Raw genomic sequence first — 26,946 nt, forward strand, 5'->3', positions numbered from 1 at the left:
GTTTCACCCTTCCTAAAGTCTCATCAATCCGACCTTCACTTCATCTGCGCAATCACAATACGGTTCCCGTCCGGGTCCAATACCGGAACCTCCGACAGGTTGTCGAAATAAGCGGGCTCACCGGCGAGCTCGACGCCTATAGACTTCAAATGTTCAAGCGCAGCCTCAAAATCATGCGTCTCTAAGTACATAATCTCTGTAAAAGCCTCACTGTTCAGGTGACGGTTCTGATCGAGCAGCAGCGCTGCCCCACTGGTGACCGGAACCGGATAAACAGGGTGCTCTGCTCCCGCCTCATTCAGCGGTTGTCCAAGCAGCTCCGAATACCAGCGAGCAGCCTGCTTCATGTCCTTAACATCAACAAAAACACCGCCTATTCGCGGGAGAATGGGCGAAGCGGCCGGTTGTTCATCGTTTAGGATCGGCTCCTCTGTCCAGCAGGCCATCAGGTTATTGCCCTCAAGGTCTCTGAAGATGAAGTAAGCCGTTGAACCATGGCGTTCCGGTTCCGTCAGCGGCTTCCCATGCTCCTCTATGTATTGGTAAGCTTCGTCAATGTCAGATACCGGGAGCAGGAAACGGGGCTTCATCCCTTCATGCCACGACGGATTCTTGCGGTTCTCTGAATTAGTGTCCAATATAAGATCAGTTACAGGGAAATCAAACCAATACACCGGTCCGCCATTCAGACGCTCTTGCTTGACCGGGAGACCAAACAATCGGCTGTACCACTCCGCAGCCCGCATTAAATCGGTTACATGAATAAAAACACCGCCTACTCTGTTTTCCAGTGGAACAACGGTCAGCTTCCCGCTCTTATCTACACTTTTAGCCAATTTTAATCAGCTCCTTCTCGGATATTTGAACAATGAGACCTTCGGGCGAAATAAAATTGAAGCGGCTCATGCTTCCACTGCACTTGTGATCAGGAATCACTGCCCTGACACCCTGCCCGCTGAGAGCCCGGTAAGTCTCGTGAACATTCGGTGTCTGCAGGGAATAATAAGGTCTGCCTCTAAGCGCGGTCTTCGCTTGCTCGTGTGACTCTCTGCTCATCTGAATCATCGTGACAATCGTTTCTCCCGATCCAATCATCAGGTCAGCCCCTTCCCCCCAGTGGTTATGGAGCTTAAATCCGAGCATCGCGGTATACCACTCAATCGATGAATCAAGCTCGAGAACGGGGATGAAGACGGCCAGCACATGATGAAACATCGGAGGTACGGGCTTGGCATATGGCTTGTAAAATAAAGATTCAGGCTTCTCATGGCAAACTCCGACAACATTGCCATAAGGATCGCTCAGCTCACTTACCTTCATCACCGGAGTTTCCAATGCTTCAGTCGTCTGAATTCCGCGTTCATTCAGCCAGCGGGCATGAAGGTCCTCCCAGTGTGTGTAGAGGTTAAAGCACGGCACATGGCCTTCCGCATCCAGATGAAGAAGCGGTGACCAGACACTTCCCGCCTCGGGCTCGGTCAATGTTAAGAGCGTATCTCCTCCGGTCAGCCTTAAATCTACACACCTCTCTCTTATTCTGGCAATGTCGAATTCAAATTCCCGGACATACCACTCAGCAGCAGCTGCTGCATTAGGTACCGGCAGCATTACCTTGTCAATTCGTTCAATCATACTCCTGCCTCCCTTAATAATAAGGACTCTGCTATGTAAACGGAATTCCGGTACGAAACCATACACAAGATGATAAAAAGATTCAGCTTGTCACCATAAGCGGATTGCCGCTGGGGTCAATAATGGTAAATACAAGCTTGCCGTCAAGCAAACGAATGGAATCAACAGGTATGCCATTATCGAACAAGCGCATATAAGCGTAGTGAATAAGCTGTGGGTCATGCCCCTCGAAAGCGTGAATTACTGCTTCAAGCAGCTGCTGAAGCTTCTCAGGTGAACCACTGCCTGCTCTGGCAGCGTGGATTTTATGCTCCGCCCTGGTAACCGGCTGTCCGCCGAATACCCCGGCAAACTGGCGAAGCTTTCCACGGGCGCGTGATAGCGCCACCTGTACGGCCACCTCTGACATATCAATACAGGCCCCGGCTTCCTTAGCCGTAAACTGATACACATCACAGAGCAGCAGAATAACGAACGTCTTGGGCATCAATACCTTGAGCAGCGTTTGAAGCAGTTCCTCCATGTCATGCGGATATTCATCCAAATGTACGACTGCCCCTGCCTTCCCTTCTTCGAAGACTTCCAGCTGCCTGCGGCCAGTCTTTCGGTATCCATCGATCCACAAGTTACGGGCCGTTCTAAACACATATGCCCTGTTTATTTCCCTATTGCCTTCTGGACCAGCCACAGCTTCATCACGCTGAGTATGTGCGAGTACTTTCAACAGCGTATCCTGCGCAAGGTCTTCCGCTTCCCACTCCGAACGAGTGAGAGACCGGCAGTAGCGCTGCAAATCAGGCCTGATATTGGCCAGCCATTCCGTTAAGCCTTGACCGGATGTTTCATGGAAACCAGATATGTTCATCGGCTGCATCTCCATCATGAAGGTTGGGTCCATCGGGGTAAAATCGAAGGATACGAATGTATATTCGCCTATTTGCGGATAATTCCTGCTAAATGTCCAATTTTTCTCAATCTGCACATAATTACAAGACATAGTCTCCATATTATCTAGAGCAGAGCATCTGCTTAATTGACGAGAAAAAAGCGAGGGTAAACACATGCTTACAATAAGCCGGCTTGGTTCCCATGAGGCGCACGAACTGAACGAGCTGCTCCTCAGCTGTACCAATTCCATCCAAACCATGGCCCTGTTCATTGGTCAAGCGCAGGATCAGGAGCTGCGTGATATGCTGATCCGCCACTATTCCGCTCATGTGCAGGATTACAACATGAAGGTTGAGTTCGCGAACCAGATGATGTCCCGCGATCAGCTGGACGTACCCGTCTTGAATATGCAGCCGGTCAGCGCAATTCCAAGCACGCAATATGCTGGCGTTCAGCCGCAGGTAAAGCTCCAGCAGCTTGATGACCGTTCGATTGCCACCTCTTACCTGCTGAATTTGAAGCGGGCTGGACGTGAATACGCTTGGTCTGCGATGGAATGCTTGACGCCCCGGCTCCGCGTTTTTCTGGAGGATGCGTTCCGGATGTGTTCTCATCACGCTTATGAGGTGTGGAATTACATGGCTCGTCGTGGCATTTATCCTGTTCAGTACGCACAGGACAGCACGATCATGGCCATGCAGCAGATCTATCAGCCCGTGCCGCAGCATAATCCTGCTCAGTTGTACAGTTAAGGCGAATATTCTTAATTACAGTACTAAAAAAGGCTGCCTGCACAGGCAGCCTTCCATTCATTCCTAGAGGCCGGCAGCTCTGCCTCATGGCAGCAGCATTAGAGTCTGTCTATCAGAGCTCCCCGCCCGTCTCCTTCCTTGCAACCTCGGCGGACGGCTGGTTACGGTAGGTTTCCCCCCATTCCTTCATCTGTAAAATGATAGGCTCCAGCGTCCTTCCGAAAGGCGTAAGCGAATATTCTACCTTCGGAGGCACCTGGTGGTAAACCTCCCGGTGGACTATGCCGTCCTGCTCTAATTCCCTGAGCTGCAGGGTCAGCATACGCTGCGTGATTGTCGGGCATATTTTGCGGAATTCGTTAAACCGCTTCGTTCCCCCGATCAGATGATACAGCAGTACCCCTTTCCACTTGCCCCCTATTACATCCAATGTATATTCGACCGGACATCCTTCTTCATTGAAGCACTGTCCATAACCGCTCTTCCTGTCCCGCATTCTCTTCACCCTCAGTATACATTTTGATACTACATCACATTAATGTGCGTACTTACTATACTAAAGTCTGTTGGGTAAAATAACAACTGTATTCAATCAAGCAAGCATAGGAGATGAATGTAATGACTGAGAACAAAACCATGAAGGCTGTAGGTCTTCACAAATACCTTCCCATTGAGCAGACGGAAAGCCTGCTCGATGTCAAGCTTCAGAAGCCTACGCCTCGAGGCAGGGACCTGCTTGTCAGTGTGCAGGCAGTATCGGTCAACCCTGTAGATGTCAAGATCAGAGCCCCCAAGGAACGGACAGAAGAAGAGCCGAGAATACTTGGCTGGGATGCAGCTGGCATCGTGGAGCAGGTAGGGCCGGATTGCACCTTATTTAAGCCGGGCGACCAGGTTTACTACGCGGGCAGCATCACAAGGCCCGGAAGCAACAGCCAGTTTCAGCTAGTAGACGAGCGTATTGTCGGCAGCAAGCCGCAGACACTGTCCTTTGCAGAAGCAGCCGCACTCCCCTTAACTGCAATCACCGCTTGGGAAGCACTGTTCGACCGGATGGGTATTCAGGCTGGACAACCCCAGGGAGCAGGAAAGACGATTCTGATCATAGGCGCAGCCGGAGGCGTCGGCTCTATCGCCATTCAGCTGGCCAAGTACGCAGGGCTTACGGTGATCGGCACAGCCTCACGAACCGAGTCAGCCGCTTGGGCCGAGGAAATGGGTGCCGATTATATCATCAGCCATTATGAAGACTTTGTCCCCCAGCTGAACAAGCTTGGTCTGCAGCACGTCAACTACATATTGTGTCTGAACAGTACGGAGCAGCACTGGTCCAGCATGGCGGAGGCAATCGCACCCCAGGGCAAGATCTGCTCCATTGTGGAAACCGACCAGCCGCTGAACCTGACCCTGCTGAAGAACAAGAGCGCAGCCTTCTGCTGGGAGTTCATGTTTACACGTGCCATGTATGAGACCGACGACATGATCGAACAGCACAATCTACTTAATGAGCTTGCACGCCTCGTTGACCAGGGCATAATCCGCACCACTCTAACGGAAAAGCTTGAGCCTATTCATGCCGCCAATCTCAAGAAAGCTCACGCTGCAATCGAGAAAGGCCGCACAATTGGCAAAATTGTATTGGAGAATTTCTGAGAAAGAAGCCTCTTGAAGACTGTCAACAATAATTACTCATCACAACCCGCACCATGTGCTTACTGAACACGCTTGGACATATAGAGGGGGTGTACCGCAGTCATATGAGATGACTTGCCGGGACACCCCTTCTCTTCTAAGCATCGCTAATATATGGTAGGATTACCCTGATAACAGATTAGGGAGGAGCCGATTTATGAAAGTAGCCATACTGGATGATTGGGAACGATACATGATTGAACATGCCAGTATAACACGGCTCAGGGAGCATTTTGAGGTCACCGCTTACCATGACAAGCCCTCTGAAGAGCGCTTGTTGGAGAGGCTGGCTGAAGCGGATATTGTTATTCCCGTTCGCGAGCGGACCAGATTCACCAAGTCTCTGCTGTCACAGCTTCCGCATTTGAAGCTCATCGCGCAGACTGGTTCAGGACTGGCGCATATTGATATGAACGAAGCAAGCCGTCTGAAGATCCCCGTCACCACAACGCCCGGCGGCTCGGGTGCCGTTGCAGAGCTGATTATCGGATTTATGATTGCTTACTCAAGGCGGATTATTCCTCTGCATAAGCAGGTGTCCGCCGGCGAATGGCCTGATGCCATAGGCGCCAGCCTGGAAGGCAAGACACTTGGCATCATCGGACTCGGCAAAATCGGCTCACGTGTCGCAGCCGCTGCCAATGCCTTCGGCATGAATGTGCTGGCTTGGAGCCCAAATCTAACCGTTCAGCGTGCCAGAGAACAGCATACAGACTACGCAGCGCTTGAGCATTTGCTTCAGCAATCCGATATGATCTGTCTTACAATCCGCTTCTCAGAGCGGACGAACTGTCTGCTTAAGGAGCAGCACTTTCAGATAATGAAGCCAACCGCCCTGCTGATTAACACCTCCCGGGGACAGATCGTGGATGAAGATGCGCTGATCAGCGCCCTTGCCCGGAAACGGATCGGCGGAGCCGCTCTGGATGTTTTTGTTCAGGAGCCGCTTGCCCCGGACCATCCGCTGCTATCCCTTGATAACGTGATCCTGACCCCGCACATCGGCTGGAAAACCGACCGGATGTTCAGCCAGTTTATCAACACCGCTGTCGACCGGATCATCGGGTACGTTATAGACGGGGATACGACGGGTATTGTGAATCTGGATCAGATACGGTAGATATCACAAGCTACAGCATCAGCAGCTCACGGATGTCGTCCTCTGTCAGCATGCTCGCGGCACCCTCATTCGGCCGGATTACTTCATCGACCAGATTCATCTTTCTCTGCTGCAGGCGGACCATGTTCTCTTCAATCGTGCCCTCCGAGATCATGCGGATTACCTGTACCACCCGAGTCTGGCCGATGCGGTGGGCCCGGTCCGCCGCCTGCTGTTCAACCGCAGGGTTCCACCAGAGATCATACAGGATAATCGTGTCTGCGCCCGTCAAATTCAATCCCGTACCGCCAGCCTTAAGCGATAGCAGGAACACATCCTTTTCCCCGTTGTTAAACCGCGCGCAGAGCTCAACCCTCTCTCTTGCCCCTGTTCCACCATCCAAATAAAAGAAAGGCACACCCTGCTGCCCAAGTTCACGTGCGATCAAGCCGAGCATTTCCGTAAACTGCGAGAATACGAGCACTCTTCTCCCGGAGCTTCTGAGCTCCCTGACCATATCGAGCAGCTGCTCGAATTTAGCGGATTTTCCGCTGTAGCCCTCCACAAACAAGGCTGGATGGCAGCACAGCTGACGCAGGCGCGTGAGCCCGGCCAATATCCGGATACGCTGTTTCTGGAAGCTCCCTGAGCTGAGATGCTTGAGTGTTTCCTGGCGAAGCTCTGCGAGGTAAGCCGCGTAGAGCTTCTTCTGTTCAGGCAGCAGCTCGGATAACTGCACGGACTCAATTTTGCCCGGGAGCTCCTTCAGCACATCAGATTTTAACCTGCGCAGCAGAAATGGCCGAATCCGCTTGGCAACAGACTCGCCGGACAGTTCGATGAAAGCCTTCCTGGCAGGAAACAGCCCGGGAAACACGATACTGTATATCGACCACAGCTCTTCCAGCCGGTTCTCAATCGGTGTTCCTGTAAGAGCGAACCGGTGACGGGCTTGTACCCCCTTAACCGCCTGCGCGGTCTGAGTCGTATAGTTCTTAAAGGCCTGCGCTTCATCCAAAAATAAGGTATGAAACGGAATCTGCGCAAACGCAGCAGCATCTCTCCGCAGCAGCGGGTACGAGGTAATGAACACATCGGCAGAGAAGGTATTGCGGAGCGCTGCTTCCCGCTGCGTCTTTGAACCATCCACTATAACCGCTCTGACAGCCGGAGCAAACCTGCTCAGCTCCTGGTGCCAGTTGTACATCAGTGAGGCCGGACATACAATGAGCGCAGGCTGCCCCGACGATCGGATTTCCTGCAGTACAGACGCCAGGTATGCGATACTCTGCACGGTTTTGCCGAGACCCATCTCATCCGCCAGTATGCCGCCAAAACGGTAATGAGCCAGTGTCTTGAGCCACTGGTAACCGAAGTGCTGATAATCCCTTAGCACCGCTTCCATCTCCTGCGGAACCGGGAAATTCAGATGATCCGGGTTACGAATATGCTCCAGCAGCAGCCGCAGTGACCTGTTGAGGCTTACCGCCCCTCGGCTTCGATCATAGCTGTCGAGATGCAGGCCGCTTGTGAGCGGGAGCTTTGCGGATGTCCCCTCCCAATCTACCTTGTGCAGACCGGTTTCGTTCATGAGACGGAGTATCTCTTGGAACTGCTCGTTTTCCATAGGGAGCAGGGCGCCGTCTGGCAGCCGGTAATACCGGCGCTTTTCCTGAAGGGCTCGAATAATTTTACGAATCTCGGCTTCGGGGATGCCATCTATATCGAATTTGAATTCCAGCCAGTCTGTCCGCTCATCGAAGCTGATGCTGACTTTCGGATTCACGTGCCCCTTGAAGAGCCTCACCTTCACCGCAGATGTTGCATACACCTTCACCTGCTTCTCCAGCTCTGGAAGCACCTGGCTTAGGAAGTGATACTCCTCCTCCTCACCTGCCAGTACATATCCGCCCTCTGTTCTCATCCATGCACTTTGCTCCAGCAGCTCGGAGATACGCCGCTCCTTCTCCTCCTCCCGAATAAAGATCCGTTCCTGGGCGGGGCTTCCAGTACTTTCGTCCAAGGGATTAAAAATTACATCTCCGTAGCGGTACTCCAAACCTGCGAGCAGCCGGTCCTTAATCCGGTCCAGGTAGAGAGATGCCCGAAGCGGCTCCTGTACAAGGACGCCGGCCACAGTATCCGCAACCTGTACTTCGCCGATCTGAGCAAGGCCGGGCATCGCCTTGCTAATGAAAACACCAGCTTGCCCGGCCGTCATGTGCAGCTGTCTCGAAGCAGATACGGACAAAAGCTGCACCAGCTCGCTCAGGCGCTTGATCCGCCGGGCCGGCATCCGCACAAGGCAGCCTTTAGCCTGAACCAGCCCATAGGCTTCCAGCAGAACGATGCTCTCCAAACCCCGGATCACAAGCCGGTAACCGTCCTTCAGCCTGTCTGACCGGTCTAACTCAAACACCAGCGGCAGCTTACCATCCGTTATAATATCCTGCTCATAAAGAAGCCCTCCCTGCAGCAGCTTTACAGAAACAGCAGCTGTGAGCAGAGGAGCAAGCTCGCTCCACATAGCGGCCGGTATTGGAAGCAGGTCAGAAGAACGTCCCGCCTTTACTGTTTTCTCCTGCTCCATATAGGCGATATCAATTAACAGCTGAATAACTTTATGATCCTCCTGCATAAAGCTGTGCAGCTCGGCGTCATAAACCAAACTTCTGGACAAACGGTACGCCCGGCGGTTATCCACCTGCTCGAGGAATTTACGAACCTCCTTCACAGTGTATAGCTTGTCTGTCCCGGCCATCAGTCCAATACCGAGCATCGGACGGTTGTCCCGCGACAGGAACACACTGATAATAAAAGTTATTGCTAGTTCGGTCCGGTTATCGTAATAAGAGCCTGTAGCAGTCATCCGCTGCGGCCCCTCATCGAACAGCTCCAAGACCTGGTTCATCAGGACGGTATAATCCGGCTGGCTTAGGGCGCCTTCCTCTTCAGCCGTAGATCCTTCGGACTGCTCTAAGATATAAACAGCATGCAGTACGGCGGCAATATGCTTGCAGTATTGATCTTCTGGATGAAATACAGGGCAGGAGCATACAGCTGTAATCTCACCGTCTTCAGGTAACCGGAGCTCTACCCTCCCGCCGCCGTCCTCTCCGCCCACTTCCGCTTCATAACGCCGGATGCCCGGCTCGGAACGGGTAACGCTGACCAGGCTTGCTCTATATAGATATTCGCCGTCCTCATAAGCAAATCTGCCGCAGAGACGTCTCATGATCGATTCATTTAATTGAAAGCTCAACTTGTAATCTCCTCGGCATGGATTTGTCACGGACAATATAAGGAAGCCACGCTTCCCTCAGACGTCTGAGGCCTTCGTTCATCAGTCTCCATTGTATCGCACCAAAACCGATTATTAAATCCTCTCGGCCAGCACTCTGTATCCGCCCGAATAGAAATTACCTTAGAACAAGACCCGGAAGCCTGACGGCTGCCGGGTCTTGTTCTATCTCATTACGCAATGGGCGTTCCATTAGGTATCTGAACATCCGGAGCTATGAGCACGACATCCCCCTCACCGGGCACCGCCCCCAGCACCAGCACCTCGGATTTGAAGCCTGCCACCCGTTTAACCGGAAAATTAACGACTGCCGCAACCTGCCTGCCAATAAGCTCCCCAGGCGTATAGCGCTGTGTAATTTGCGCGCTCGACATCTTCATGCCAAGCTCACCAAAATCAATTCCTAGCTTGTATGCCGGCTTACGAGCTTCCGGAAACGGTTCTGCTGTAAGAATTGTGCCGATCCGAATGTCCAGCTTCATAAAATCACTGAAATCTGCCACTGTCTCTTCCTCCCTTACTTGCTGTTATTCCTATAGGACGAAGCAAACAGGAGGGTGGTTTCACAAACACAGATCTGTCTTTAATGCAGCTTAACCTCAGGGCTTAACATAATTTCAAAGGCGCGCCCCCATGTAAAGCTGGGATTACGGTACGGGAGCACTGCCTTTTCATAGTGCGCATACGACCAGCCGTCCCACTTGATTTGACGTATGTCACAGGATGTGCTTTTCATACCGATCGAAAAGGCATTCCGGCGTGCGAGCGTCTCCGTATAGCGCTGCATCAGGTCTCGCAGAAGCACTTGCAGTGCTCCATAATCCTCCTCGCTGTTAAAGAGCTCCATATTCTGGTCCGCGACCGCGGCGGTATTCTCATACAGCGAATGCGACCGTGAATAGGCTCGAATGTCCCCAATGGCTACCGCTTTATAGTAGTAATCCTTTAGGAATCGCTTAAATAGCAGCGAACCATGTGCCTGGACTGCCTTCTGCAGGATAGCTGGGTTACGCTCCGCTGTTATAAAAGCAAGCCGTGCCTCCCCCATCCCAATTGCAATTCCTATCTTATTGCCTGCCGTATTCCAGCCGCTGTAGCCTAGCAGACGGCCTGTGAAATGGCTGTCCAGCAGCGCATCTGTAACCTCACGGTTCGCGGCCCCCTTCGCCACAAAGTCAATCACAACTGTCGGAATCCGCTCGACGCTGTTGGTTTCCATCCTCATGATGGCGCTTGAAGACTGACCTGCTTCTGTAATCGCGATAATTTCAGCATCCGGTGCCTCCGTCACCAGCTGGCCGCCGACAATATCCACATGACGCCTGATGTTATCATGCACATTCATATATTCATATGGATTAATAATAGACGTGCCATCCATGCCAAAATAAGCAACCGAATACCGCGGCTTGGAGCCGCATCGGTACAGGGTATTAGCCATCCTCGCCATTAAGGCATGACCCAGCCCATCCGCATCCGGCAAAATAATGGCCCGGTCGGGATTTTGCCCGCCGGTGCCGCCCAGCCACTCGTTAACCCGCTCTTCCAGATAGCTTATCTCATTAGCTTGCACGCCTTGCGTGGAAGAATCATCCCCACCCACTGCTAAAAAATCAATGTAACCCGCTTTCGCAAGCTTCTCCATCACATAGCGATTGGTCTTGAATTTATGCTTCCGGGCGTTATAATACATTTCCTTATCAAAATGATGTGTCACCCCATAGCTCGATTCCGGGGACAGGTCATACCCTTCAAGTATGTCTTCAAACCGGGTTAACCGCCTGCGCGGCTGCTGCATCAGCGCACGTGATTCCCTGTAAGCCTCGTAATCAAGACCTTCAACAAATGTGGTTGTCGCCAGCCGCATGATCGTATCCAGCACAAAGACCGGCTTATCCGGATACGATTGCTTGACGAGCCGAATTACATCCAGCAGCCATGTAGTTTGATCATCGTATTCCGGATAGTTGCCGCCACCGCTGCTCCGGAGCCTCCTGCTGCCAATTAGCCCGCCATAAGCCAGCATATCCGTTGAAATAATGAACCCATCGGCCTTTGATGCATGATCCAATATAAACTGTCTAATATTCGCTGTACAGCCATAGACAGGGGAAGAAGTTGCTAGCAGTACGGAACCATCCGCATCAGCCTTCGTATCCAGCCGGTTCTGGACATCACTGCGGTCAGGCGTCAGAACCTTCATACCCGCCGATCTTCCCAGTGTTACGACATCATCCAGATTCACAGGTCTGTCATCAAGGGGGACATACAGCACATTTCTCATCTTGGACTCCATCTCCCTTTATCGTGATCGGCCTAACAAGATATAGAAGCATCCGCCTCCACTCTTTTGTTTATGCCGTCATGTATAAAGGTGGTGCCAGCATGCCAGAAAACAACCTGTATAGCACACAAACTGCAAAAAAAATACCTGAAAGGGTCTGCCCCTCTCAGGTTCTGGTTTCCTCAGCCTGCCTGTCCTCCATGATTGCCGCCTGACCGATTGGTTCAATTTCAGCTTCCTCATGCTTGAGCTTAACTGTCACAGGCTCATTCCCTTGCACCTGTCTTGTATGAACATCCACTTCCTCAAGAGCCACCGGATAAGTTCGGATATCGATTCTTTCCTCTTTAACCGGGATTCTAAGCGTTTCGGACCGGTGGCGATCCCCTGCTTCCGCATCGTCGTTGTGCATCTCAATCACAACTTCTTCCCTGCGGACAGGGACAGTCACAGTCTTTTCCTCTTCCACAACTTCGCGGTGCACGGTAACTTCCCCGGTTACTAAACGATCCTTGCTGATATCCAGCACTTCTTCCTTTAACTGAAGGGCTGGCTCCTGATGATGGTCCAGGGCGCTTGCACCCGCTTTCCTTGCATGAGCGAGTACGGCATCGTGCTTGCTCTTTCTCTGACCCTTCATCGCTTGGAGGTTAAGGGTAATAACTGCTGCCCCCGCGGCACCCAGGAACAGGCCTGACCACAGTCCGTTCGTCAGCGTGAGAGCTGGCACGAGGTAAGAAGCCAGTATGCCCAGCAGGCAGCCTGCTGCAGCTCCCATGAGCATCTTCTTCAGCATGACCTTTGCTCCTCTCTGATCAAAAATACCACCCCGCCAGCACTAAAGGCTTGGCGGGGTGGTCGTGCCGTTAACGTAGGGAATCAGCGTCTGTGTCGCTCAGCAGCGCATCCCCGTCTGTTTCTACATGCGCTACTTCTTTATGCAGGACATCATCTACATGCTCGGTTTCCTGCACTTCACGCTTGTGGGCAGAGATTTCTTCCCGCACTTCCGTATGCTTGCCGACATTAACATGCTCAGCCGTCACCGGAATGTGAACCGTTTCACTCTCGCCAATCGGCTCGGTGGACGGTGTGCCACTGACCGCCCTGCGTTCAATGACAACCTCGTCATGAGCTACAGGAACCTCAACATGCTTCTCTTCCTCCACCACGTCTTTATGCATCACCACTTCACCTGTCTTGACGCGCTCCTTGCTGATATCCATTTCTTCTTCCCGGAGCTGCATCGTGGCTTCTCCCTCAACTGCAGCGGATTCGGCTGCCGTCTCTTCGGCAAACTCCGTATCCACTACGCCCACCTGCTTGAAGTTACGCTTCTCCTGCTGCTCATCTGCTTTAAAAAAATCGAAAAAGCCCATGGGATAACCTCCTAAGAAGAAGTGATGGTGCTCCTCTAGGTTACCCCCATGCGCTGCTGTTATACGCTCGCATATCGCTGCAAACGACCCCAAATTCAACGGTTAATCCCGTTCATAGATAGACCCGGAGCGGCTCGCGAACAGCTCCGAATAGACCTTCTCGGCATAAGCATCCGTCATGCCCGCTATATAATCCGCTACCAGCCGTTCCCAGGGCCACTTCCCTTTCTGCTCCTCGAAGCTTTCGATCCAGTCTGGCGGAAGGATAAGCTTGCCGGTGTCATATTCAATGAAGCTCTCCCACAGGCGGGTAATCATAATTTCACTCCGCTTCTGCAGCCGCTGCACCCGGAAATCCTTAATTAAGGTGACCCACGCAAGCTTCTTCAGGATCTCCATAGTACGAAGAAGCTCCAAGTCCTGCATACCGTCCTTCACAAACGTGACACGCTTCCAACCGGTCTTAGGATCATCCAGAATCCCTACCTGGCTGGCAAAACGGCTCACCCAGCGGGCCTTCATCTCCCGTCTGGCTCTTGAAGGCTCCCTGCCGCTCTCCCTGTAGACGGTTTCCCACTGCTCCAGGTACTTTTCCAGTACCTGCTTCACCATGGCGGGTATATCGGTCTGATCCCAGCCTACACTCATATTGTATTGGTCATTCACGATCTCCTGTACAATATGGCCGATCAAACGGTCATCCTCGATGAAATTCCGGCTCATCAAAATTTTCCCTGCCCGGATACCATCCTCAATATCATGCGTCGAGTAGGCGATATCGTCGCACAGGTCCATCAGTTGGGCTTCCAGCGTCGCAATTCCGGCCGGCATGCTCCACTGATCCCTGAGCCTGCTGATTCCTTCCCACTCCATTTCATATATGCCCTTAAGCCTTCCTGCCTCACCCAGATTGTAAGGATACTTGTTGATTGCCAGCAGCACGGCTGCCGTTAGATCCAGTCCGCTCCCGCTGCCTGTGCGCTTCTCGAGGAACATGAGTATCCGGAAGTTTTGCGCGTTGCCTTCATACGGGAGGTCGTACTGCGCGCGTAGCAGACGATCCAGCACCTCCTCGCCTTTGTGCCCGAAGGGAGGATGGCCCAGATCATGGGCCAGGGACGCGCATTCCACCACCTCCGGCTCTAGCATCAGACCGGGATGCTCAGGCTTTGACAGGAACGGATAGGTTTTACCCAGACGCCTGGCCACCTCTCTGGCAATTTGGGATACCTCAAGCGAGTGCGTCAGCCTGGTGCGGTAATAGTCGCCGGTACCCGCACCGAAGACCTGGGATTTCCCCTGAAGTCTGCGAAATGCAGGCGATTGAATGAGGCGCGCATAATCTTTCTCATATTCATCCCTAGCTTCGCCTGAATACGTTTTTTCCGATTCATCCAGCCGTATTTTTCGTATATCCATGCTGATCCCTCTATCCGGTAATGTAGTGATAGCTTTCCCAAGCTTTATAAGCGTTATCTATTATCAGTGAATTTTTAACTTTCATCATAGCTTATCATCCATATTTATGTAAAGTATGCTGACACGCAGCTGTTGGTACAAAAAAGAGGCTAACCGTCATGTACGGCTAACCCTCTATTATATCAGTCACCCCTTGTTACTCAAAAAAATGCATGCCGCTGTAATCGCCAATCAGCTTCATGAACCTCTCGTTAATCGGGATAACAAACTGCATCGCTCCAATCGGGAACAAGCCGCTCCGGTTATGCATCACGGCCTGCTTGACGAAAATCCGGTACTGGTCCCCACCCGCTCTTGAGCTTACAAATTCAACCGTATCCGAGCTGCGGGTTTCAATTGAAACCTTGCGTTTACCCACAGGTTCAAACGGAGTGATGCTGGTGATATCTTCCAGCTTTATATGATAATTCACATGAGGTTTATGGAATACAAATTCCTTCGTTGAAACCGTAACGCCATAGTCACTCTTCTTCTGCGAAAGCTTAAGCTCGCCGTCAATTGTCTTCAGCTGCAGGAAATCCGGGTTCACGGCAATCCCTCCTCTCGATTCTAATAGAATATCATAGACGGGGAAGAATTGCATGAAGGGAACCGATGTCAGAGATGGATACGGGCTGCAGCTCTCCGCACAGCTGTTGGTCAGACAGCAGCCTGAGGGGAAGCCTCTTCATCATAGACATGAAGCGCCGCCTGAACGGCTTCTCCAGCGGGCAGACATACACCGTGACGCAGCAGCACAGCCTCGAGCGCTCCAAGCAGCTGAAGAATATTATCCCTGCGGCAGCTGTAGCCCATCGTTCCAATTCGCCAGATCCTTCCCTTTAGCAGTCCAAAGGAGCTGGCGATTTCGATCCCGAACTTCTCCAGCAGCATACCTCTGACCGATTCTCCGTCAATGCCATCCGGAATGTTGACACAGGTCACGACCGGCAGCTTGCAGGAAGGGTCGCCATACAGGCTGGCACCCATCGCTTGGAGGCCGGCAATGAGCGCTCTCTCATGAAGCCTGTGGCGCTGGAACCGGGCTTCCAGCCCTTCCTGCAGCATAATACGCAGACCTTCCCGAAGTCCGTAGAGCATTGAAGTCATTTCGGTATGATGGTTTAGCCTGGACGGGCTCCAGTAATCCTGCAGCTGGCTAAGATCAAGATAATTGCTTCTGATATAAGAACGCTGTTCAGCTTCGCTGAGCATGAAGTCTGGGCTAGCGGGCGACACCTGCGGTATCCGCAAACCCCGTTCGATCCTCTTGCGTGCGAGCACCTTCTTCTCCGCCCGTGAGTTATACGTAACCGGTGCCATGCCGGAAGGTACGGACAAACACTTTTGCGTGCCGCCGATCACCGCGTCCATACACCATTCATCCGTTTCAACCGGCACACCCCCTATCGTCGCTACAGCATCCACCACAAACAGAATATCCCGCCGCCGGCATTCCCGTCCGATGGCTTCCAGCGGCTGAATGCGCCCAGTAGATGTCTCCCCATGCACCATAATAACAAGCTCAGGCTTTACCCTGTCTATAGCAGCAATAACCTCTTCAGGGTCAAATACGGTTCCCCAAGGCTTCTCAATCGTCGTTACCTCTCCTCCGACCCGCTCGGCTATCTCCTGCAGCAAATGGCCGAATCGTCCGTATATCGGTATAAGTATCCGGTCCCCCGGCTCAATCAGGCTTGTCAGCACGGCTTCTATACCGGAGCGGGAGGTCCCGTCCACAGGATATGCCCACTTGTTGCCGGTGCGGAACAGCAGCCGGAGCATCTCCATTGTCTCATTCATGAGGGCGGTAAACTCTGGATCGAATTGTCCAAGTATGGGGTAGGAGAGTGCCCGCAGCACCCGCGGATCAACCTCCACCGGTCCTGGGGTCATTATTCTTCGTGACGATGGCGCCAAATCTGCGTAGCAGGTCATGTCAGTATCTCCTCATAAGCAAGATCATAGAGCATCTCCGCCAGCACCACTACGCCTAAGGCCAAATCCTCGGCAGCTGTATACTCCTCTGGAGAGTGGCTGATGCCATCCTTGCTTGGCACGAACAGCATCGCTGTCGGACAACGGTTAACAAACATCTGCCCGTCATGGCCCGCGCCGCTCATCATCCGCCGGTATGGGATTCCGCCGTCCGAGCATATCTTCTCCAGTTTGCCGGTCAGTACAGGATCCATCGGCGCCGGTCTCGCATGCAGGGCTGCTTGCACATCCAGCTCAAGCCCTCTCCGCTCTGCAACGGAGTGGAAAGAACCGATAACAGCGTCGGTAAATCCGGTCAGCAGTGTTTCGGATATGTGGCGGATGTCCAGGGTGAATTCCACTGTTCCGGCAATAACATTCGGAATATTCGGCAGCAGCTTCATTCTCCCTACCGTTGCCACCAGCGGTTCACCTGCCCTGTTCGCGGCTCTTTCCAGTATTGCGATCATCTCGGCAGCACCTGCGACCGCATCACGCCTCATCGCCATCGGGGTGGTTCCGGCATGATTGGTCTCTCCCTTTACGGTAATAACATATCGCCGCTGGCCGGCAATCGTCTCCACGATACCTACCTTGCCTCCTGTTCTCTCCAGGATGACACCCTGTTCTATATGCACCTCTACGAACGCGGCCAAATCCTCGCGCAAACTTTCTGGCTGATCCTCCCTGCCAAATCCGGCAGCCTGCATCGCATGCTCAAGGGTAATGCCCTGCGGGTCTACTATGAGAGGGGACATACCGGTTGTATAAGCGCCTGTAATATTGCCTGAACCCCAGTAGGCGAGCGGAAACCTGCTGCCCTCCTCTTCACAGAACGAGACAACCTCAATGGATCTTCCAGGCTCTCCGTATGTCGACCGCAGGAAAGAAACAGCCGCCAGCGATGCAGCTATCCCATAGGCACCGTCATATCTGCCGCCTGAACGGACCGTATCAATGTGGGAGCCGGTGAGGATGACCCCCTGCTCCTTACGCTTCCCTTCGAGACGGCCAAACAAATTCCCGACCCGATCATAACGTGTCTCCAGCCCGGCGGCCGACATTGCAGCTTCCAGAAACGACTGTGCATCCTTCCAGGATGGCGAATAAAGCAGGCGCGTGACCCCGCCATCCGCCGTGCTGCCAAAGCCAGCCAGCTTCTCCAGCAGGCTCGTCACACCAGATGCCTGTTCCATCGTCATTCGCATCATCAATCACACTCCCTTCAGATTTGCAGTATGCGTCGGCGAGGATATCATTCGCGGCAGAGCGGGTCTTCCATAACTCTTAGCGGCAGCTTCTCTGCTTTTCAAGTCATAAACCTTAACACCTCGCACATAAGTCGCAGCTACACGGCAGCCGATTGTTCTTCCGATATAGGGACTGTGTTTATGCCGGTACTTCAGGTGCTCTGCCTTCAAGGTGTAGGAACTGTTCATATCCACAAGAGCCAGATCTGCGTCCGCTCCTACCATAATCTCGCCTTTCACGGGATATAAGCCAAAGCGCCTCGCCGGGTTGCCGGATAATAGCCTGGAAATTCGCTCATACGACAAGCCCCTGCGCCGCACTCCCTCATGGAGCATTAATTCCAGGGAGCTCTGGGCACCCGATATGCCGCCCCATGCATCCAGAAATGATCCGCTCGCCGGCTCCTTCATGGACGTAGGACATGGTGAATGATCGGAGGCAATCAGATCAATCTCCCCCTCTTCCAGCAGTGCCCACAGCTGTTCAACCCGCTCCCTGCTTCTTAAGGGAGGTGCACATTTGGCGACAGGTCCGATGGCCTCCATATCTTTATCTGTGAGCAGCAAATAGTGCGGACACGTTTCAACCGTTACATCCAGCCCCGATTCTCTGGCACCGGAAATTAATCGTACGGCCTCAGGGCTGCTGATATGGACAAAATGAAGCCTGCAGCCGGTTAAAGCGGCAAAATGCAGCGCTTTTCCCACTGCTTCTGTCTCTGCCACAACAGGCCGGGAAGCAGCAAATGACCTCGCATCCGTCCGCCCTTCCGACGCCGCTGCTTCCCCAAGCAAGGATGTGATAGCCTCGTTCTCGGCATGCAGGGCAAGCAGCCCCCCGAAGGAAGCTATGCGCTTCATGCCCTCGTAGAGCGTCCAGTCATCCACCTCGCGGAACCGGCCTTCCCCCTCTCCGCCAGGATTTGAAATGAACGCTTTAAATCCAGCTGCGCCCGCTTTGGCCATGCCATCCAGCTCCTCGGCATTCCCAGGCACTAGTCCTCCCCATAGACAAAAGTCGACAACCGATTGACCGGCTGCAAGGCGGAGCTTTTCTTCAAATGCACGAACGGTAACCGTGGGCGGATTGCCGTTAAGAGGCATGTCAATATAAGTCGTACATCCTCCAGCCGCCAGCGCGGATGATCCTGCTGCGAAGCCTTCCCAGTGTCCAAGGTTCGGCTCGTTGAAATGGACGTGAACATCGATCATGCCGGGAAATATATGCAATCCGGCTGCATCCACCCGCTGTTCTGCAGGCCAGGCCCCTGATTCTCCATGTCCGCAAAGCACTGCTATTTGGCCATGCTTTATACCGATATCAAGCTGCATGACACCGTTTGGGAGCACCACGTCCCCTCCGTATATGACCAGATCCAATGACATAAGCGTCACCCCCCACAGCTTGTAGCTAACAATTCCGCTTCCTAAGCACCATGGTTATTCTATCTTGCTGGACCTCTGCCATTAGCTGCCCCTATATGTGCTGTAACCTCCGGGTGCTATGAGCAGCGGGATATGATAATGCTCCTTTGCCGCTTCAATCTTGAAGCGGACCGGAACCTGTTCCAGAAAGGGTGTCGTCGCTTCGGATTCACGACCCTGCCTGCCGTCATAGTACGCGCCTACATGGAACAGCAGCTCAAACATCCCCTGCTTCATGTCCTGCCCGGACATAAGCGGTGCATCAAGCCTGCCATCCCTGTTAGTCACAGCTTCGGCAAGTCTGATGCTCAAACCCGATCCGCCAGCCAGCATATAGAGCTCGACCTTCATACCCGAAGCCGGCTGGCCGTTGGACAGATCCAGCACATGCGTTGTCAGCCGCCCGCTCATCAAGATTGCTCTCCAGAAGCGATGAGATCTTCTCTAGTCATCGTAAAGCCCTGAAAGCCATACGGCGGACGCGGCTCGGTGAAAACGCCTGGCTCCAGCCCTTCAGCAGGGTTCACCACTGTTTCCCAGGTACGGTTGTTAGACTCAAAGCCGACCTCTTCGAGCTGCGGATAACGGGCAAGCAGCCTTAACCCAATTTGGTAAATGAGGTGCTGAATGGAAGGGGTGTTGAATTCGTGAAATACAGCATGCGCAATGTCACGAATTTGTTCGGCAGCTGCATACGCCCCCTTGTCGCTGTCCAGCGCATCCGTAACATCGCTGTAGCGCCAGTAAATATCCAGAAAAATAAATAGCGGACGGTCAAAGCTGTCCGGCAGAGTCGTATATTCATCCCTTACAAAACCGTAAAAGGAGCTGCCGCTCACTTTAATCAGCTGCAGGTTGGATAATACACAGCGGTGCCCGGTCACCGAACATCCGTCTTCTGTCCGGATTAGCGATAGCGAGGCACTGGCATGGTCATTGTGCGAGCGCCGGTATACTAAACCGCTCGGCGCCAGCCCTTCCGGTCCGGGCACTTCAAGCGGCAGGAACGGAATGCGGTCTCCGCTGATTTCGATGCCCGTGATAGAAGGATATTTGGCAAAGAAGCGCTCGGCTATAAAGTGCAGCAGCCCCTCAGTAGTCGCACCCTCATAAGCCGCCGACTCCCGCAGAATGAGATTTTTCATCGAATCGGTCGCAATGACAAGCGAATTGTCGCCCTTCGTAAACGACGCAAGCAGCGCTTCGCCACTAACCGAGAACAGCACATTATGTGCAAATATGACATTGTCTCCGCCTGTATACCGTGATTCCGGCACAGGAGCAGTCTTAAGCGGCTTGGCGTAGGTTCGGTACGTCATTACATCCCCTTTGCCATAATACAGCGTCCGCCCGCTCTTTAGCTTCATCATACCAACCATTCCTCTCATGCTCTTATCTGTACACACGCTGATCCCCGAACCCATCTTGGCTAACTATTCAACCAGATCAAACAGCCGGAGCCGTGCAATCTTGTGGATCTGCCGGAGAGCCTCCGCCTTCTCCTCGGCCGGTGTGCTTCCTGTCCGCTGGCGGATCGCTTCCAGAATGGCTGTCCTGTCCAAACCCCGAACCGCAATAATAAATGGAAAGCCAAACTTATCTTTATACCGCCGGTTCGCTTCATCAAACTGTGTATACTCCTCTTTGCTGAGCTGCTGCAATCCCGCGCCCTGCTGCTCCTTCACGGAGTATTCGGTTAGAGAAATTCTCGCAGCCAAATCAGGATGCGCTTTAATAAGCCCCAGCTGCTGTTCGTCGCCGGCATCATCCACGATTCCCGACATGACCATCGCCAGATGCTCTGCTGATTCGAAGGGACCAGCCCCTGAGGCAAGCTCCGCCACCCATGGCGAGTGCTCATAGATCCCTTCCAGCAGCCGGGAGAATTCAGCATGCCCCATTCTATTCAGCTCGCCTATCGTAACTTTCATAAGGACTTGGACCCTCCATTCATACAACTATGACCTTTCCGCCCTCCTAAGCTCTACCGCACGGCGCACCGCTCGCAAGATACCTCCGTAGCCTGTACAGCGGCATATGTTGCCTGATAATGCTTCTACTATCTCAGCGTCAGTCGGCTCAGGACTGAAATCAAGCAGCGCTTTGACAGATATCACCATACCCGGCGTACAGTACCCGCACTGGTATCCGCCCTCCTCAAGAAAAGCTTGCTGAATCGGATCCAGCTCCCCGGATTTTTGCGGTGCCACACCTTCAACTGTTATCACTGCGCTTCCGCTGCATTGGTACAGCATGGCCAGACAAGCGTTGACAGGCCTGCCATCCAGCAGTACCATACAGGCCCCGCAGCGGCCTATTTCACAGGATCGTTTCGTCCCCGTCAGAAGCAGGTCATCGCGCAGCACATGAAGCAGACGCTTGGAGGGCTCGGCACAGACTGTCACACGGTTTCCATTGACATGCAGCTCTGTTACTGGTGCCGTAAGTCGCTCGGCTGCTTGTTCCTTACTCATGTACAGCCACCGCCTTCTGTGTAAAATAAGGGCGTTCCTGGAGCTCTGCCGGATCGATAGGAAGCTTGCACACCCACTTGCCAACCGCCTGTCTAACAGCTGCCGCAATGGCGGGGGCCAGACCGACTGAGCCGATCTCCCCGATTCCCCGTGGACCATGCGAATCCCCAGGCGGTAAATCCTCAATTGGAAGAACATCAACTTGACCGGTCTGTTCAGCAATGGTGGGCACAAGATACGTATCCAAATTGCGGGTAACGTAATGGCCGCCTGACATGATGGCATCCTCAGTCAGGGTAAAGCCGAGAGCCATGCTGCTGCCTCCTTCAATCTGCCCCAGATAACCCTGCGGGTTCATCACCGGGCCGGCTGCTACAGTATGAAATTGATCTATAACCCGCACTCTCCCTGTGAGGGTATTCACCTCCACTTTCACCGCAACCGCCGCATAGGTGTACAAAAAATGTGCACCCACCCTATCGACGGGCGAGACCGGGTAACTGAACCTCGTTTCCGCCGTTAACGGCTCTTCTGTGGCGGCAGCGAGCGCCCGGTATGGCAGCAGAAGCTTCTGTTCTGCTCCCCCATGGTCCGCCCGGCCATAAATCCCTCCTCTGCCCATGTGCAGCTGCCCGGGATTCCGGTGCAGCAGCCTGCCTGCCGCCTCCAGCAAGGCCGACATGAACGGCATGCGCATGTTTTGGACAGCTTTCCACATCATGCTCGTGGCTCTTGAAGCCGTACTGGAGCCGCTGTCCGGGACAACATCCGTATCTCCAATCCGTATACGGATATCCTCCGCCGCGAGTCCGAACGTCTCGATCAGCATAAGCTCCAGGGTGGCAATCAGCCCCTGGCCGAACTCCTCATAGCCGAACAAAGCTTCTATCCTGCCATCTTGGGCCAGCTGCAGCCTCCCGCCGGCAGGATCAGGTATGCCTACACCCAGACCGGCGCCATGCATGACGTAAGCTGCCCCAATCCCTTCCTTCAGCCACGGAAGCTTTGATTCTGAATTCCCCTGATAACAGTCTCTCAAGCCGGTTGGCGGATTGCCGGTTGGCATGCAGGCAATAGACGGCTTGCGTTCAATAGCCGCCTGCCTTTCCCTCCAGAGCCGGCTATCGTGAAGAGCCCTCCATACCTGCTCTGCACCGTCTGTACGAACAATTGGCTGCCCGAAAGGTCCAGGATCATCAGCAGCCCTCAAATTCAGCCTGCGAAACATCCACGGGTCCATGCCCAGGCATTCAGCCAACCGGTCCATCTGGCCTTCCAGCGCGAAGATCGCCTGATTGCCGCCAAAGCCCCGAAATTCGCCCGACATGCCGTTATTGGTGAATACCGACAGGCTTTCCACGTCTACGTTCGCATATTGGTAGGGGCCAGTGACATGTTCGGTCGCAAAGTTCAATACCTCTGCGCCTAACGTGGCATAAGGACCGGTATCCGCCGTCACCCTTACTTGATGGGCAATCAGATGCCCTTCTTCATCTACACCGGTGCGCATTGTAATGACCATCGGATGCCGCTTAAGCCCGGCCCGTACAGATTCCCAGCGAGAGTTATGAATCCTAACAGGATAGCCGGTCTTCATAGCGAGCAGGGCTCCGTAAGGCTGTATGTTCAACTCATCCTTACCGCCAAATGAACCGCCGATCGGACTGGATACCACTCGGATGTCTCCCTGCGGCATAGCAAGAATTCGTGACAGCTGCAGCCGGTCCATGAAGCCATGCTGGGTGGGCGCATATACAGTCAGCCGACCATCCGTCTCCGGGACGAACAGCCCGCCCTCCGTCTCCATGTACGTATGCATCTGCCTTGGCGTACAGTAGGTCTCCTCTACAATGTGCGCGCAATTCGCGAAAGCCTGCTCCACATCCCCTGTCTTATAAGCATTACGGTGCAAAACATTGCCGTGCGGATGAAGAAGATCAGCATCTTCCGCCAGCGCTTTCGCCGGACTGTCCAGGACAGGCAGCTGCTCATAATCCACCTCGATAGCCGCCAGCGCCCTCTCAGCCTGCTCCAGAGTTTCGGCCGCCACGGCTGCGACTGCATCTCCTACATAGCGAACACGGTCATGGCATAAGACCGGCTGGTCCTGAATTGCAATGCCATAAGCATTAAGGCCCGGCATATCAGCATGGGTCAGTACGGCGCGCACGCCGGGCTGCTTGCGTGCTTGGTCCACGTGAATACTACGGATGGCCGCATGGGGATATGGGCTTCGGAGTACAAGACCAACCAGCATGCCGGGGAGCGCCATATCCGTTAGATATTCCATGGCTCCTGTCACCTTGCCTGGGCCATCAGGACGGATACGCCAGCGTTCTCCGCTGTTCTTGCGGTTCAACAGCATGTTAACTCCTCCCCCCAGCCCATCTCCTTCGCTGACTTCCATACGGCTGCAGACAGCAGACCTGCGGCAGTCAGCCGGCGGTATTCCGCTCCCGCAAAAACATCCCCTACAGGTTCAAACTCGGTGTACACCGCTTCATATAAGGCAAACAGCAGCCCGGCATCTCCAAGCATTCGTCCTTCCAGAACAGCTTCTGAGTTCCGCAGCCGGGAAGGCGGCGTCTGGCCTCCGCCTGCAGCAATCCGGATATTTGCCAGCCTGCCGCCATCCGAGACCTGACCCGATACAGAAGTGGTAACGACCGAAGGTGTAAAGATCTCTCGTCGGCCGACTTTATCATAAGCAGACAACCGCTTTATTCTAGTTCCCAAGGACGCAGCTGCTTCGCCTCGGCACGTACACTCCCCTTCACAAACGCAATCTGGTTCTGCAGACTCCAGACGTACATCCAGAAGAGGTATTCGTATATGCGTGAGCAGCGCAGCTGCATCTGTGTCCGTTCCCGCTTCTGCGAGCCATATTTCGAGAGGTACGGCCTCTGTCTGACTGCCGTTAAACCACAACAAGTCGGCATGATGCGCCAGAAGAGCAGGCAGTGAATCCCCCACCCTGCTGCTGATATTGCCGCCAATCGTCGCAAGATTCCTGACCGGCGGAGCCGCAATGACCTTGCATGCTTCCACGAGCAGCGGGGCATGCAGGGCTGCTGCAATGTTATACCGGATTTCTGAAAGCGATGTTTGAGAGCCGATTATCAGATACTGCTCATGAAGCGTAATGTCTGATAAGCCAGGGATGCGGTTCAGGCTGATCAGATGGCGAGGCTGTACAGCCGTACCGGATTCCCACCAAGTGCGGAGCAGTGTGCCCCCAGCGATATACTGGCCGTCAGCGGCGAACATCTCTTTCATCCGCCAGGCCTCTGCAATATCGTTCGGATACCAGACAGCCGGGGATGATGTACGGTATTCCTGCATGTTAACTCCCCTCCCCTTCTTATCGCTTGTAGCTGTACCGCCGCGCTCCACTCCAGTATGGGAAGCCTCGCAGAACCTCGTATTTACCTGCTGGCTTTATAAATCCTGTTCGAGCCTGTCAACGAGTGACTGGCATAGATGTGGTCAACACCGGGCTGCCGGTATGACAGGATTTAATATTGATTTACTATATGTTCTAAGGATGTATGAGTCAACTTTCCTGACATTATATTGTCCGGATATATAAAAAAGCACTGTTTCATTGTGTTTAAAGCACTGTTTCGCCAAATTAGGTTAAGTTTTATCACTTATATGTGACGTTAAAAAGTCAAAAAAATTTAATCTACTCATCTTCCATTATTCCTGCAACCCCACCCTCTACCTGCCGCCCACCAAGCACGGGCTTCTTCAAGCTGCTCTGGAGTATCCACGTCGAAGGCCTCCGCCTCGTCCAGTTCCACTCTGCTTCCGTTCCATCTGCCCGAATGCATCAACTTTCTGGCACCCTCGTCTCCGCGAAGCTTCATAAGCTCCGGGAAACACCGCCTGCTCCAAAGCACTGGAGGCATCAGCCGGCCCTGGTAGCAGCCCGCAACATAGTCCCGGGCTGGATCGGCGTCCAGCTCATCCAGGTAACGCTGAAGCGTATCCCTCTGAATGAATGGCTGATCCGCCAGCATCACCAGGACGGCTTCGAGGCCTTGAGCCTCCTGCAAATCCAGCAGACCTTTCATCCCCGCCCGTACAGAATGGCCGATCCCGCCAGCAGCATCCGCACACTCTACGACCACAACTTGCCCCTTCCTTATTTGTGGAATCCACTTCCTGTCATCTTCAGGCTTGACGACCACAGCCACCGGACCCTGCCACCTCTCTGACAACTCCCTTAGCGCCAGAGAGCCTAGCGGCAGGCCGGCCGATAGATCAGCGTGCAGCTTGGATAAACCCATTCTTCGTGCTGAGCCTGCCGCCAGATATAATCCTCCCGCCTTCACTCCGCTCCACCCCTTTCCGCATTGAGCTGCGCATAGCCGAACGAACGGAAACCAGCTCCGCCGCAATACTGACCGCAATTTCCTCCGCTCCTTCTGCTCCTATTAACAGGCCAACCGGCGCGTGGATAACCTGGTGGCGTACCATCAAGCCATCCAGCAGCAAACCTACTCTCTTGGCAGAGCCTAGCAGACCGATGTACTGCGGATTCCGCTTAAGCACCTCAGCCAGCATCTCCTTATCCCTTGCAAGATTATGACTGCAAATCAGGATGTAATCGGTCGGACGTATTTCAAGCGCCAAGACGATATCGCGGGCCGAACCGGCAATCACCTCTTCTCCCCTGGCCCGGCGCGCCTGCAGCACACCCTCTCTCCAGTCAGCGGTAATGACACGAAAGCCGATCCGCACAGCCGCCTCACTTACCGGTACCGTGTCCTCACCACCACCAAAGATGATCAACCGTTCCTTCGGCATCCACAATGTATCAAGAAGAGGCATGCCCTGCGTCACCCCTCCCCCCCTGCCCAAGTCAGCAGGAGAGTTCCGCAGAGCTGGTCCCCCTATGGCAAGCGAGTAACAAATGTCACCCGCTTGCTCACTACTACGCCGCATCAGCCTTACTGGCACACCCTTGCTCACAACATCAAACGCCCGCTGCAACCGGCTGTGCAACTCACCGGCAACCGGTTCAAGCAGAACAGTAAGAGCACCGCCGCAGCCAACAGCCTCTCCCCATAACGCGTCCTCAACCGGGTCCATATTATATACGACATGACAAGGTTTTCCAGCCGCCAGAATAGTCTGCACCCTCTCCTGGAGATCCTGTTCCAGACAACCGGGACTAATGCTGCCAGCACGGCTGCCGCCTTGCAGAAGCAGCATGCTGGCCCCTTCCTTCCGATAGGAATGTCCAACTGCCCGAACAATCGTCGCCATCACCGCCGGTTGCTGTAAGCCGGCTGCACATTCAAGCACGTTAAGCTCATCCATGCGGCCG

Annotated in this window: 25 protein-coding genes; 3 read left to right on the top strand and 22 right to left on the bottom strand. The window is 53.7% G+C overall.

Features of this window, described 5'->3' with window-relative positions; genetic code table 11:
- Nucleotides 1-35: 35 nt before the first annotated feature.
- The 3 genes from L1N82_RS13925 to L1N82_RS13935 form a co-directional block, all read right to left on the bottom strand.
- Nucleotides 36-836 carry a VOC family protein gene (locus tag L1N82_RS13925; protein WP_235288042.1) on the bottom strand — a complete coding sequence of 267 codons (801 nt, stop codon included), beginning with the start codon at nucleotides 834-836 and terminating at the stop codon, nucleotides 36-38.
- Complete coding sequence (locus L1N82_RS13930) at nucleotides 829-1,632, bottom strand: VOC family protein (protein WP_235288043.1); 804 nt, start codon at nucleotides 1,630-1,632, stop codon at nucleotides 829-831. The genes L1N82_RS13925 and L1N82_RS13930 overlap by 8 nt, the downstream gene beginning before the upstream one ends.
- A gap of 82 nt (nucleotides 1,633-1,714) precedes the next feature.
- Entirely contained in the window at nucleotides 1,715-2,629 is a 915-nt protein-coding gene (locus L1N82_RS13935) for an RNA polymerase sigma factor (RefSeq protein WP_235288044.1), read from the bottom strand.
- A gap of 64 nt (nucleotides 2,630-2,693) precedes the next feature.
- Between L1N82_RS13935 and L1N82_RS13940 the strand changes: the two genes are divergently transcribed.
- Nucleotides 2,694-3,272 carry a spore coat protein gene (locus L1N82_RS13940; RefSeq protein WP_235288045.1) on the top strand — a complete coding sequence of 193 codons (579 nt, stop codon included), beginning with the start codon at nucleotides 2,694-2,696 and terminating at the stop codon, nucleotides 3,270-3,272.
- Nucleotides 3,273-3,384: 112 nt separating this feature from the next.
- Here L1N82_RS13940 and L1N82_RS13945 read toward each other — a convergent pair whose 3' ends face one another.
- Nucleotides 3,385-3,768 (bottom strand): winged helix-turn-helix transcriptional regulator, encoded by a 384-nt coding sequence (locus L1N82_RS13945; RefSeq protein ID WP_235288046.1) that lies wholly within the window; start codon nucleotides 3,766-3,768, stop codon nucleotides 3,385-3,387.
- 122 nt (nucleotides 3,769-3,890) lie between these two features.
- On the opposite strand from L1N82_RS13945, the gene L1N82_RS13950 reads away from it, so the two are divergent.
- Both L1N82_RS13950 and L1N82_RS13955 read left to right on the top strand, forming a co-directional pair.
- Nucleotides 3,891-4,925 (top strand): zinc-binding alcohol dehydrogenase family protein, encoded by a 1,035-nt coding sequence (locus L1N82_RS13950; protein WP_235288047.1) that lies wholly within the window; start codon nucleotides 3,891-3,893, stop codon nucleotides 4,923-4,925.
- 196 nt (nucleotides 4,926-5,121) lie between these two features.
- On the top strand, nucleotides 5,122-6,084 hold the full coding sequence (locus tag L1N82_RS13955) for a D-2-hydroxyacid dehydrogenase family protein (RefSeq protein WP_235288048.1): 963 nt from the start codon (nucleotides 5,122-5,124) through the stop codon (nucleotides 6,082-6,084).
- Nucleotides 6,085-6,094: 10 nt separating this feature from the next.
- Here L1N82_RS13955 and L1N82_RS13960 read toward each other — a convergent pair whose 3' ends face one another.
- From L1N82_RS13960 to L1N82_RS14045, 18 genes are all read right to left on the bottom strand, one after another.
- A complete protein-coding gene (locus L1N82_RS13960; protein ID WP_235288049.1) occupies nucleotides 6,095-9,325 on the bottom strand; it encodes a DEAD/DEAH box helicase in 3,231 nt (1,076 codons plus the stop codon).
- A gap of 212 nt (nucleotides 9,326-9,537) precedes the next feature.
- Nucleotides 9,538-9,867 (bottom strand): chaperone CsaA, encoded by a 330-nt coding sequence (csaA, locus tag L1N82_RS13965; protein WP_235288050.1) that lies wholly within the window; start codon nucleotides 9,865-9,867, stop codon nucleotides 9,538-9,540.
- A gap of 80 nt (nucleotides 9,868-9,947) precedes the next feature.
- Entirely contained in the window at nucleotides 9,948-11,648 is a 1,701-nt protein-coding gene (locus L1N82_RS13970) for a DUF4127 family protein (RefSeq protein ID WP_235288051.1), read from the bottom strand.
- Between the two features lie 166 nt (nucleotides 11,649-11,814).
- Nucleotides 11,815-12,444, bottom strand: coding sequence for a YsnF/AvaK domain-containing protein (locus L1N82_RS13975; RefSeq protein ID WP_235288052.1), 630 nt, complete (start codon nucleotides 12,442-12,444; stop codon nucleotides 11,815-11,817).
- A 70-nt stretch (nucleotides 12,445-12,514) separates the two neighbouring features.
- Nucleotides 12,515-13,027, bottom strand: coding sequence for a YsnF/AvaK domain-containing protein (locus L1N82_RS13980; protein WP_235288053.1), 513 nt, complete (start codon nucleotides 13,025-13,027; stop codon nucleotides 12,515-12,517).
- A 102-nt stretch (nucleotides 13,028-13,129) separates the two neighbouring features.
- Nucleotides 13,130-14,446 carry a deoxyguanosinetriphosphate triphosphohydrolase family protein gene (locus tag L1N82_RS13985; protein ID WP_235288054.1) on the bottom strand — a complete coding sequence of 439 codons (1,317 nt, stop codon included), beginning with the start codon at nucleotides 14,444-14,446 and terminating at the stop codon, nucleotides 13,130-13,132.
- A 196-nt stretch (nucleotides 14,447-14,642) separates the two neighbouring features.
- Nucleotides 14,643-15,035 (bottom strand): hypothetical protein, encoded by a 393-nt coding sequence (locus tag L1N82_RS13990; RefSeq protein ID WP_235288055.1) that lies wholly within the window; start codon nucleotides 15,033-15,035, stop codon nucleotides 14,643-14,645.
- A 110-nt stretch (nucleotides 15,036-15,145) separates the two neighbouring features.
- Complete coding sequence (locus tag L1N82_RS13995) at nucleotides 15,146-16,423, bottom strand: pyridoxal-phosphate-dependent aminotransferase family protein (RefSeq protein ID WP_235288056.1); 1,278 nt, start codon at nucleotides 16,421-16,423, stop codon at nucleotides 15,146-15,148.
- The gene (gene allC, locus L1N82_RS14000; RefSeq protein WP_328284486.1) at nucleotides 16,420-17,673 is read right to left on the bottom strand and encodes an allantoate deiminase; all 1,254 of its coding nucleotides are present in this window, start codon (nucleotides 17,671-17,673) and stop codon (nucleotides 16,420-16,422) included. The genes L1N82_RS13995 and allC overlap by 4 nt, the downstream gene beginning before the upstream one ends.
- Nucleotides 17,674-17,676: 3 nt before the next feature.
- Nucleotides 17,677-19,098: an allantoinase gene (locus L1N82_RS14005; RefSeq protein WP_235288057.1), complete on the bottom strand. Its 1,422-nt coding sequence runs from the start codon at nucleotides 19,096-19,098 to the stop codon at nucleotides 17,677-17,679.
- An 81-nt stretch (nucleotides 19,099-19,179) separates the two neighbouring features.
- Nucleotides 19,180-19,548 (bottom strand): hydroxyisourate hydrolase, encoded by a 369-nt coding sequence (gene uraH, locus L1N82_RS14010; RefSeq protein ID WP_235288058.1) that lies wholly within the window; start codon nucleotides 19,546-19,548, stop codon nucleotides 19,180-19,182.
- Nucleotides 19,548-20,507, bottom strand: coding sequence for a factor-independent urate hydroxylase (pucL, locus tag L1N82_RS14015; protein ID WP_235288059.1), 960 nt, complete (start codon nucleotides 20,505-20,507; stop codon nucleotides 19,548-19,550). Before pucL ends, uraH begins: the two co-directional genes overlap by 1 nt.
- 63 nt (nucleotides 20,508-20,570) lie before the next feature.
- The gene (gene uraD / locus L1N82_RS14020) at nucleotides 20,571-21,068 is read right to left on the bottom strand and encodes a 2-oxo-4-hydroxy-4-carboxy-5-ureidoimidazoline decarboxylase (RefSeq protein WP_235288060.1); all 498 of its coding nucleotides are present in this window, start codon (nucleotides 21,066-21,068) and stop codon (nucleotides 20,571-20,573) included.
- A gap of 27 nt (nucleotides 21,069-21,095) precedes the next feature.
- Nucleotides 21,096-21,611 carry a (2Fe-2S)-binding protein gene (locus L1N82_RS14025; RefSeq protein WP_235288061.1) on the bottom strand — a complete coding sequence of 172 codons (516 nt, stop codon included), beginning with the start codon at nucleotides 21,609-21,611 and terminating at the stop codon, nucleotides 21,096-21,098.
- Nucleotides 21,604-23,976 carry a xanthine dehydrogenase subunit D gene (gene pucD / locus L1N82_RS14030; RefSeq protein WP_235288062.1) on the bottom strand — a complete coding sequence of 791 codons (2,373 nt, stop codon included), beginning with the start codon at nucleotides 23,974-23,976 and terminating at the stop codon, nucleotides 21,604-21,606. Before pucD ends, L1N82_RS14025 begins: the two co-directional genes overlap by 8 nt.
- Nucleotides 23,967-24,953: an FAD binding domain-containing protein gene (locus L1N82_RS14035; RefSeq protein WP_235288063.1), complete on the bottom strand. Its 987-nt coding sequence runs from the start codon at nucleotides 24,951-24,953 to the stop codon at nucleotides 23,967-23,969. The genes pucD and L1N82_RS14035 overlap by 10 nt, the downstream gene beginning before the upstream one ends.
- Before the next feature lie 347 nt (nucleotides 24,954-25,300).
- The gene (locus L1N82_RS14040; RefSeq protein ID WP_235288064.1) at nucleotides 25,301-25,903 is read right to left on the bottom strand and encodes a nucleotidyltransferase family protein; all 603 of its coding nucleotides are present in this window, start codon (nucleotides 25,901-25,903) and stop codon (nucleotides 25,301-25,303) included.
- Entirely contained in the window at nucleotides 25,878-26,939 is a 1,062-nt protein-coding gene (locus L1N82_RS14045; RefSeq protein WP_235288065.1) for an XdhC family protein, read from the bottom strand. The genes L1N82_RS14040 and L1N82_RS14045 overlap by 26 nt, the downstream gene beginning before the upstream one ends.
- Nucleotides 26,940-26,946 lie beyond the last annotated feature (7 nt).

The sequence above is a fragment of the Paenibacillus tarimensis genome, assembly GCF_021532315.1.
Taxonomy (GTDB): Bacteria; Bacillota; Bacilli; order Paenibacillales; family Paenibacillaceae; genus Paenibacillus_I; species Paenibacillus_I tarimensis.

Bases quoted from the DNA above. Each gene is read 5' to 3' on its own strand.
- L1N82_RS13930 (WP_235288043.1), bottom strand. From the start codon at position 1,632: ATGATTGAACGAATTGACAAGGTAATGCTGCCGGTACCTAATGCAGCA.
- L1N82_RS13935 (WP_235288044.1), bottom strand. From the start codon at position 2,629: ATGTCTTGTAATTATGTGCAGATTGAGAAAAATTGGACATTTAGCAGG.
- L1N82_RS13940 (WP_235288045.1), top strand. From the start codon at position 2,694: ATGCTTACAATAAGCCGGCTTGGTTCCCATGAGGCGCACGAACTGAAC.
- L1N82_RS13945 (WP_235288046.1), bottom strand. From the start codon at position 3,768: ATGCGGGACAGGAAGAGCGGTTATGGACAGTGCTTCAATGAAGAAGGA.
- L1N82_RS13950 (WP_235288047.1), top strand. From the start codon at position 3,891: ATGACTGAGAACAAAACCATGAAGGCTGTAGGTCTTCACAAATACCTT.
- L1N82_RS13955 (WP_235288048.1), top strand. From the start codon at position 5,122: ATGAAAGTAGCCATACTGGATGATTGGGAACGATACATGATTGAACAT.
- L1N82_RS13970 (WP_235288051.1), bottom strand. From the start codon at position 11,648: ATGAGAAATGTGCTGTATGTCCCCCTTGATGACAGACCTGTGAATCTG.
- L1N82_RS13975 (WP_235288052.1), bottom strand. From the start codon at position 12,444: ATGCTGAAGAAGATGCTCATGGGAGCTGCAGCAGGCTGCCTGCTGGGC.
- L1N82_RS13980 (WP_235288053.1), bottom strand. From the start codon at position 13,027: ATGGGCTTTTTCGATTTTTTTAAAGCAGATGAGCAGCAGGAGAAGCGT.
- L1N82_RS13985 (WP_235288054.1), bottom strand. From the start codon at position 14,446: ATGGATATACGAAAAATACGGCTGGATGAATCGGAAAAAACGTATTCA.
- L1N82_RS13995 (WP_235288056.1), bottom strand. From the start codon at position 16,423: ATGACCTGCTACGCAGATTTGGCGCCATCGTCACGAAGAATAATGACC.
- allC (WP_328284486.1), bottom strand. From the start codon at position 17,673: ATGATGCGAATGACGATGGAACAGGCATCTGGTGTGACGAGCCTGCTG.
- L1N82_RS14005 (WP_235288057.1), bottom strand. From the start codon at position 19,098: ATGTCATTGGATCTGGTCATATACGGAGGGGACGTGGTGCTCCCAAAC.
- uraH (WP_235288058.1), bottom strand. From the start codon at position 19,548: ATGAGCGGGCGGCTGACAACGCATGTGCTGGATCTGTCCAACGGCCAG.
- pucL (WP_235288059.1), bottom strand. From the start codon at position 20,507: ATGATGAAGCTAAAGAGCGGGCGGACGCTGTATTATGGCAAAGGGGAT.
- uraD (WP_235288060.1), bottom strand. From the start codon at position 21,068: ATGAAAGTTACGATAGGCGAGCTGAATAGAATGGGGCATGCTGAATTC.
- L1N82_RS14025 (WP_235288061.1), bottom strand. From the start codon at position 21,611: ATGAGTAAGGAACAAGCAGCCGAGCGACTTACGGCACCAGTAACAGAG.
- pucD (WP_235288062.1), bottom strand. From the start codon at position 23,976: ATGCTGTTGAACCGCAAGAACAGCGGAGAACGCTGGCGTATCCGTCCT.
- L1N82_RS14035 (WP_235288063.1), bottom strand. From the start codon at position 24,953: ATGCAGGAATACCGTACATCATCCCCGGCTGTCTGGTATCCGAACGAT.
- L1N82_RS14040 (WP_235288064.1), bottom strand. From the start codon at position 25,903: ATGGGTTTATCCAAGCTGCACGCTGATCTATCGGCCGGCCTGCCGCTA.
- L1N82_RS14045 (WP_235288065.1), bottom strand. From the start codon at position 26,939: ATGGATGAGCTTAACGTGCTTGAATGTGCAGCCGGCTTACAGCAACCG.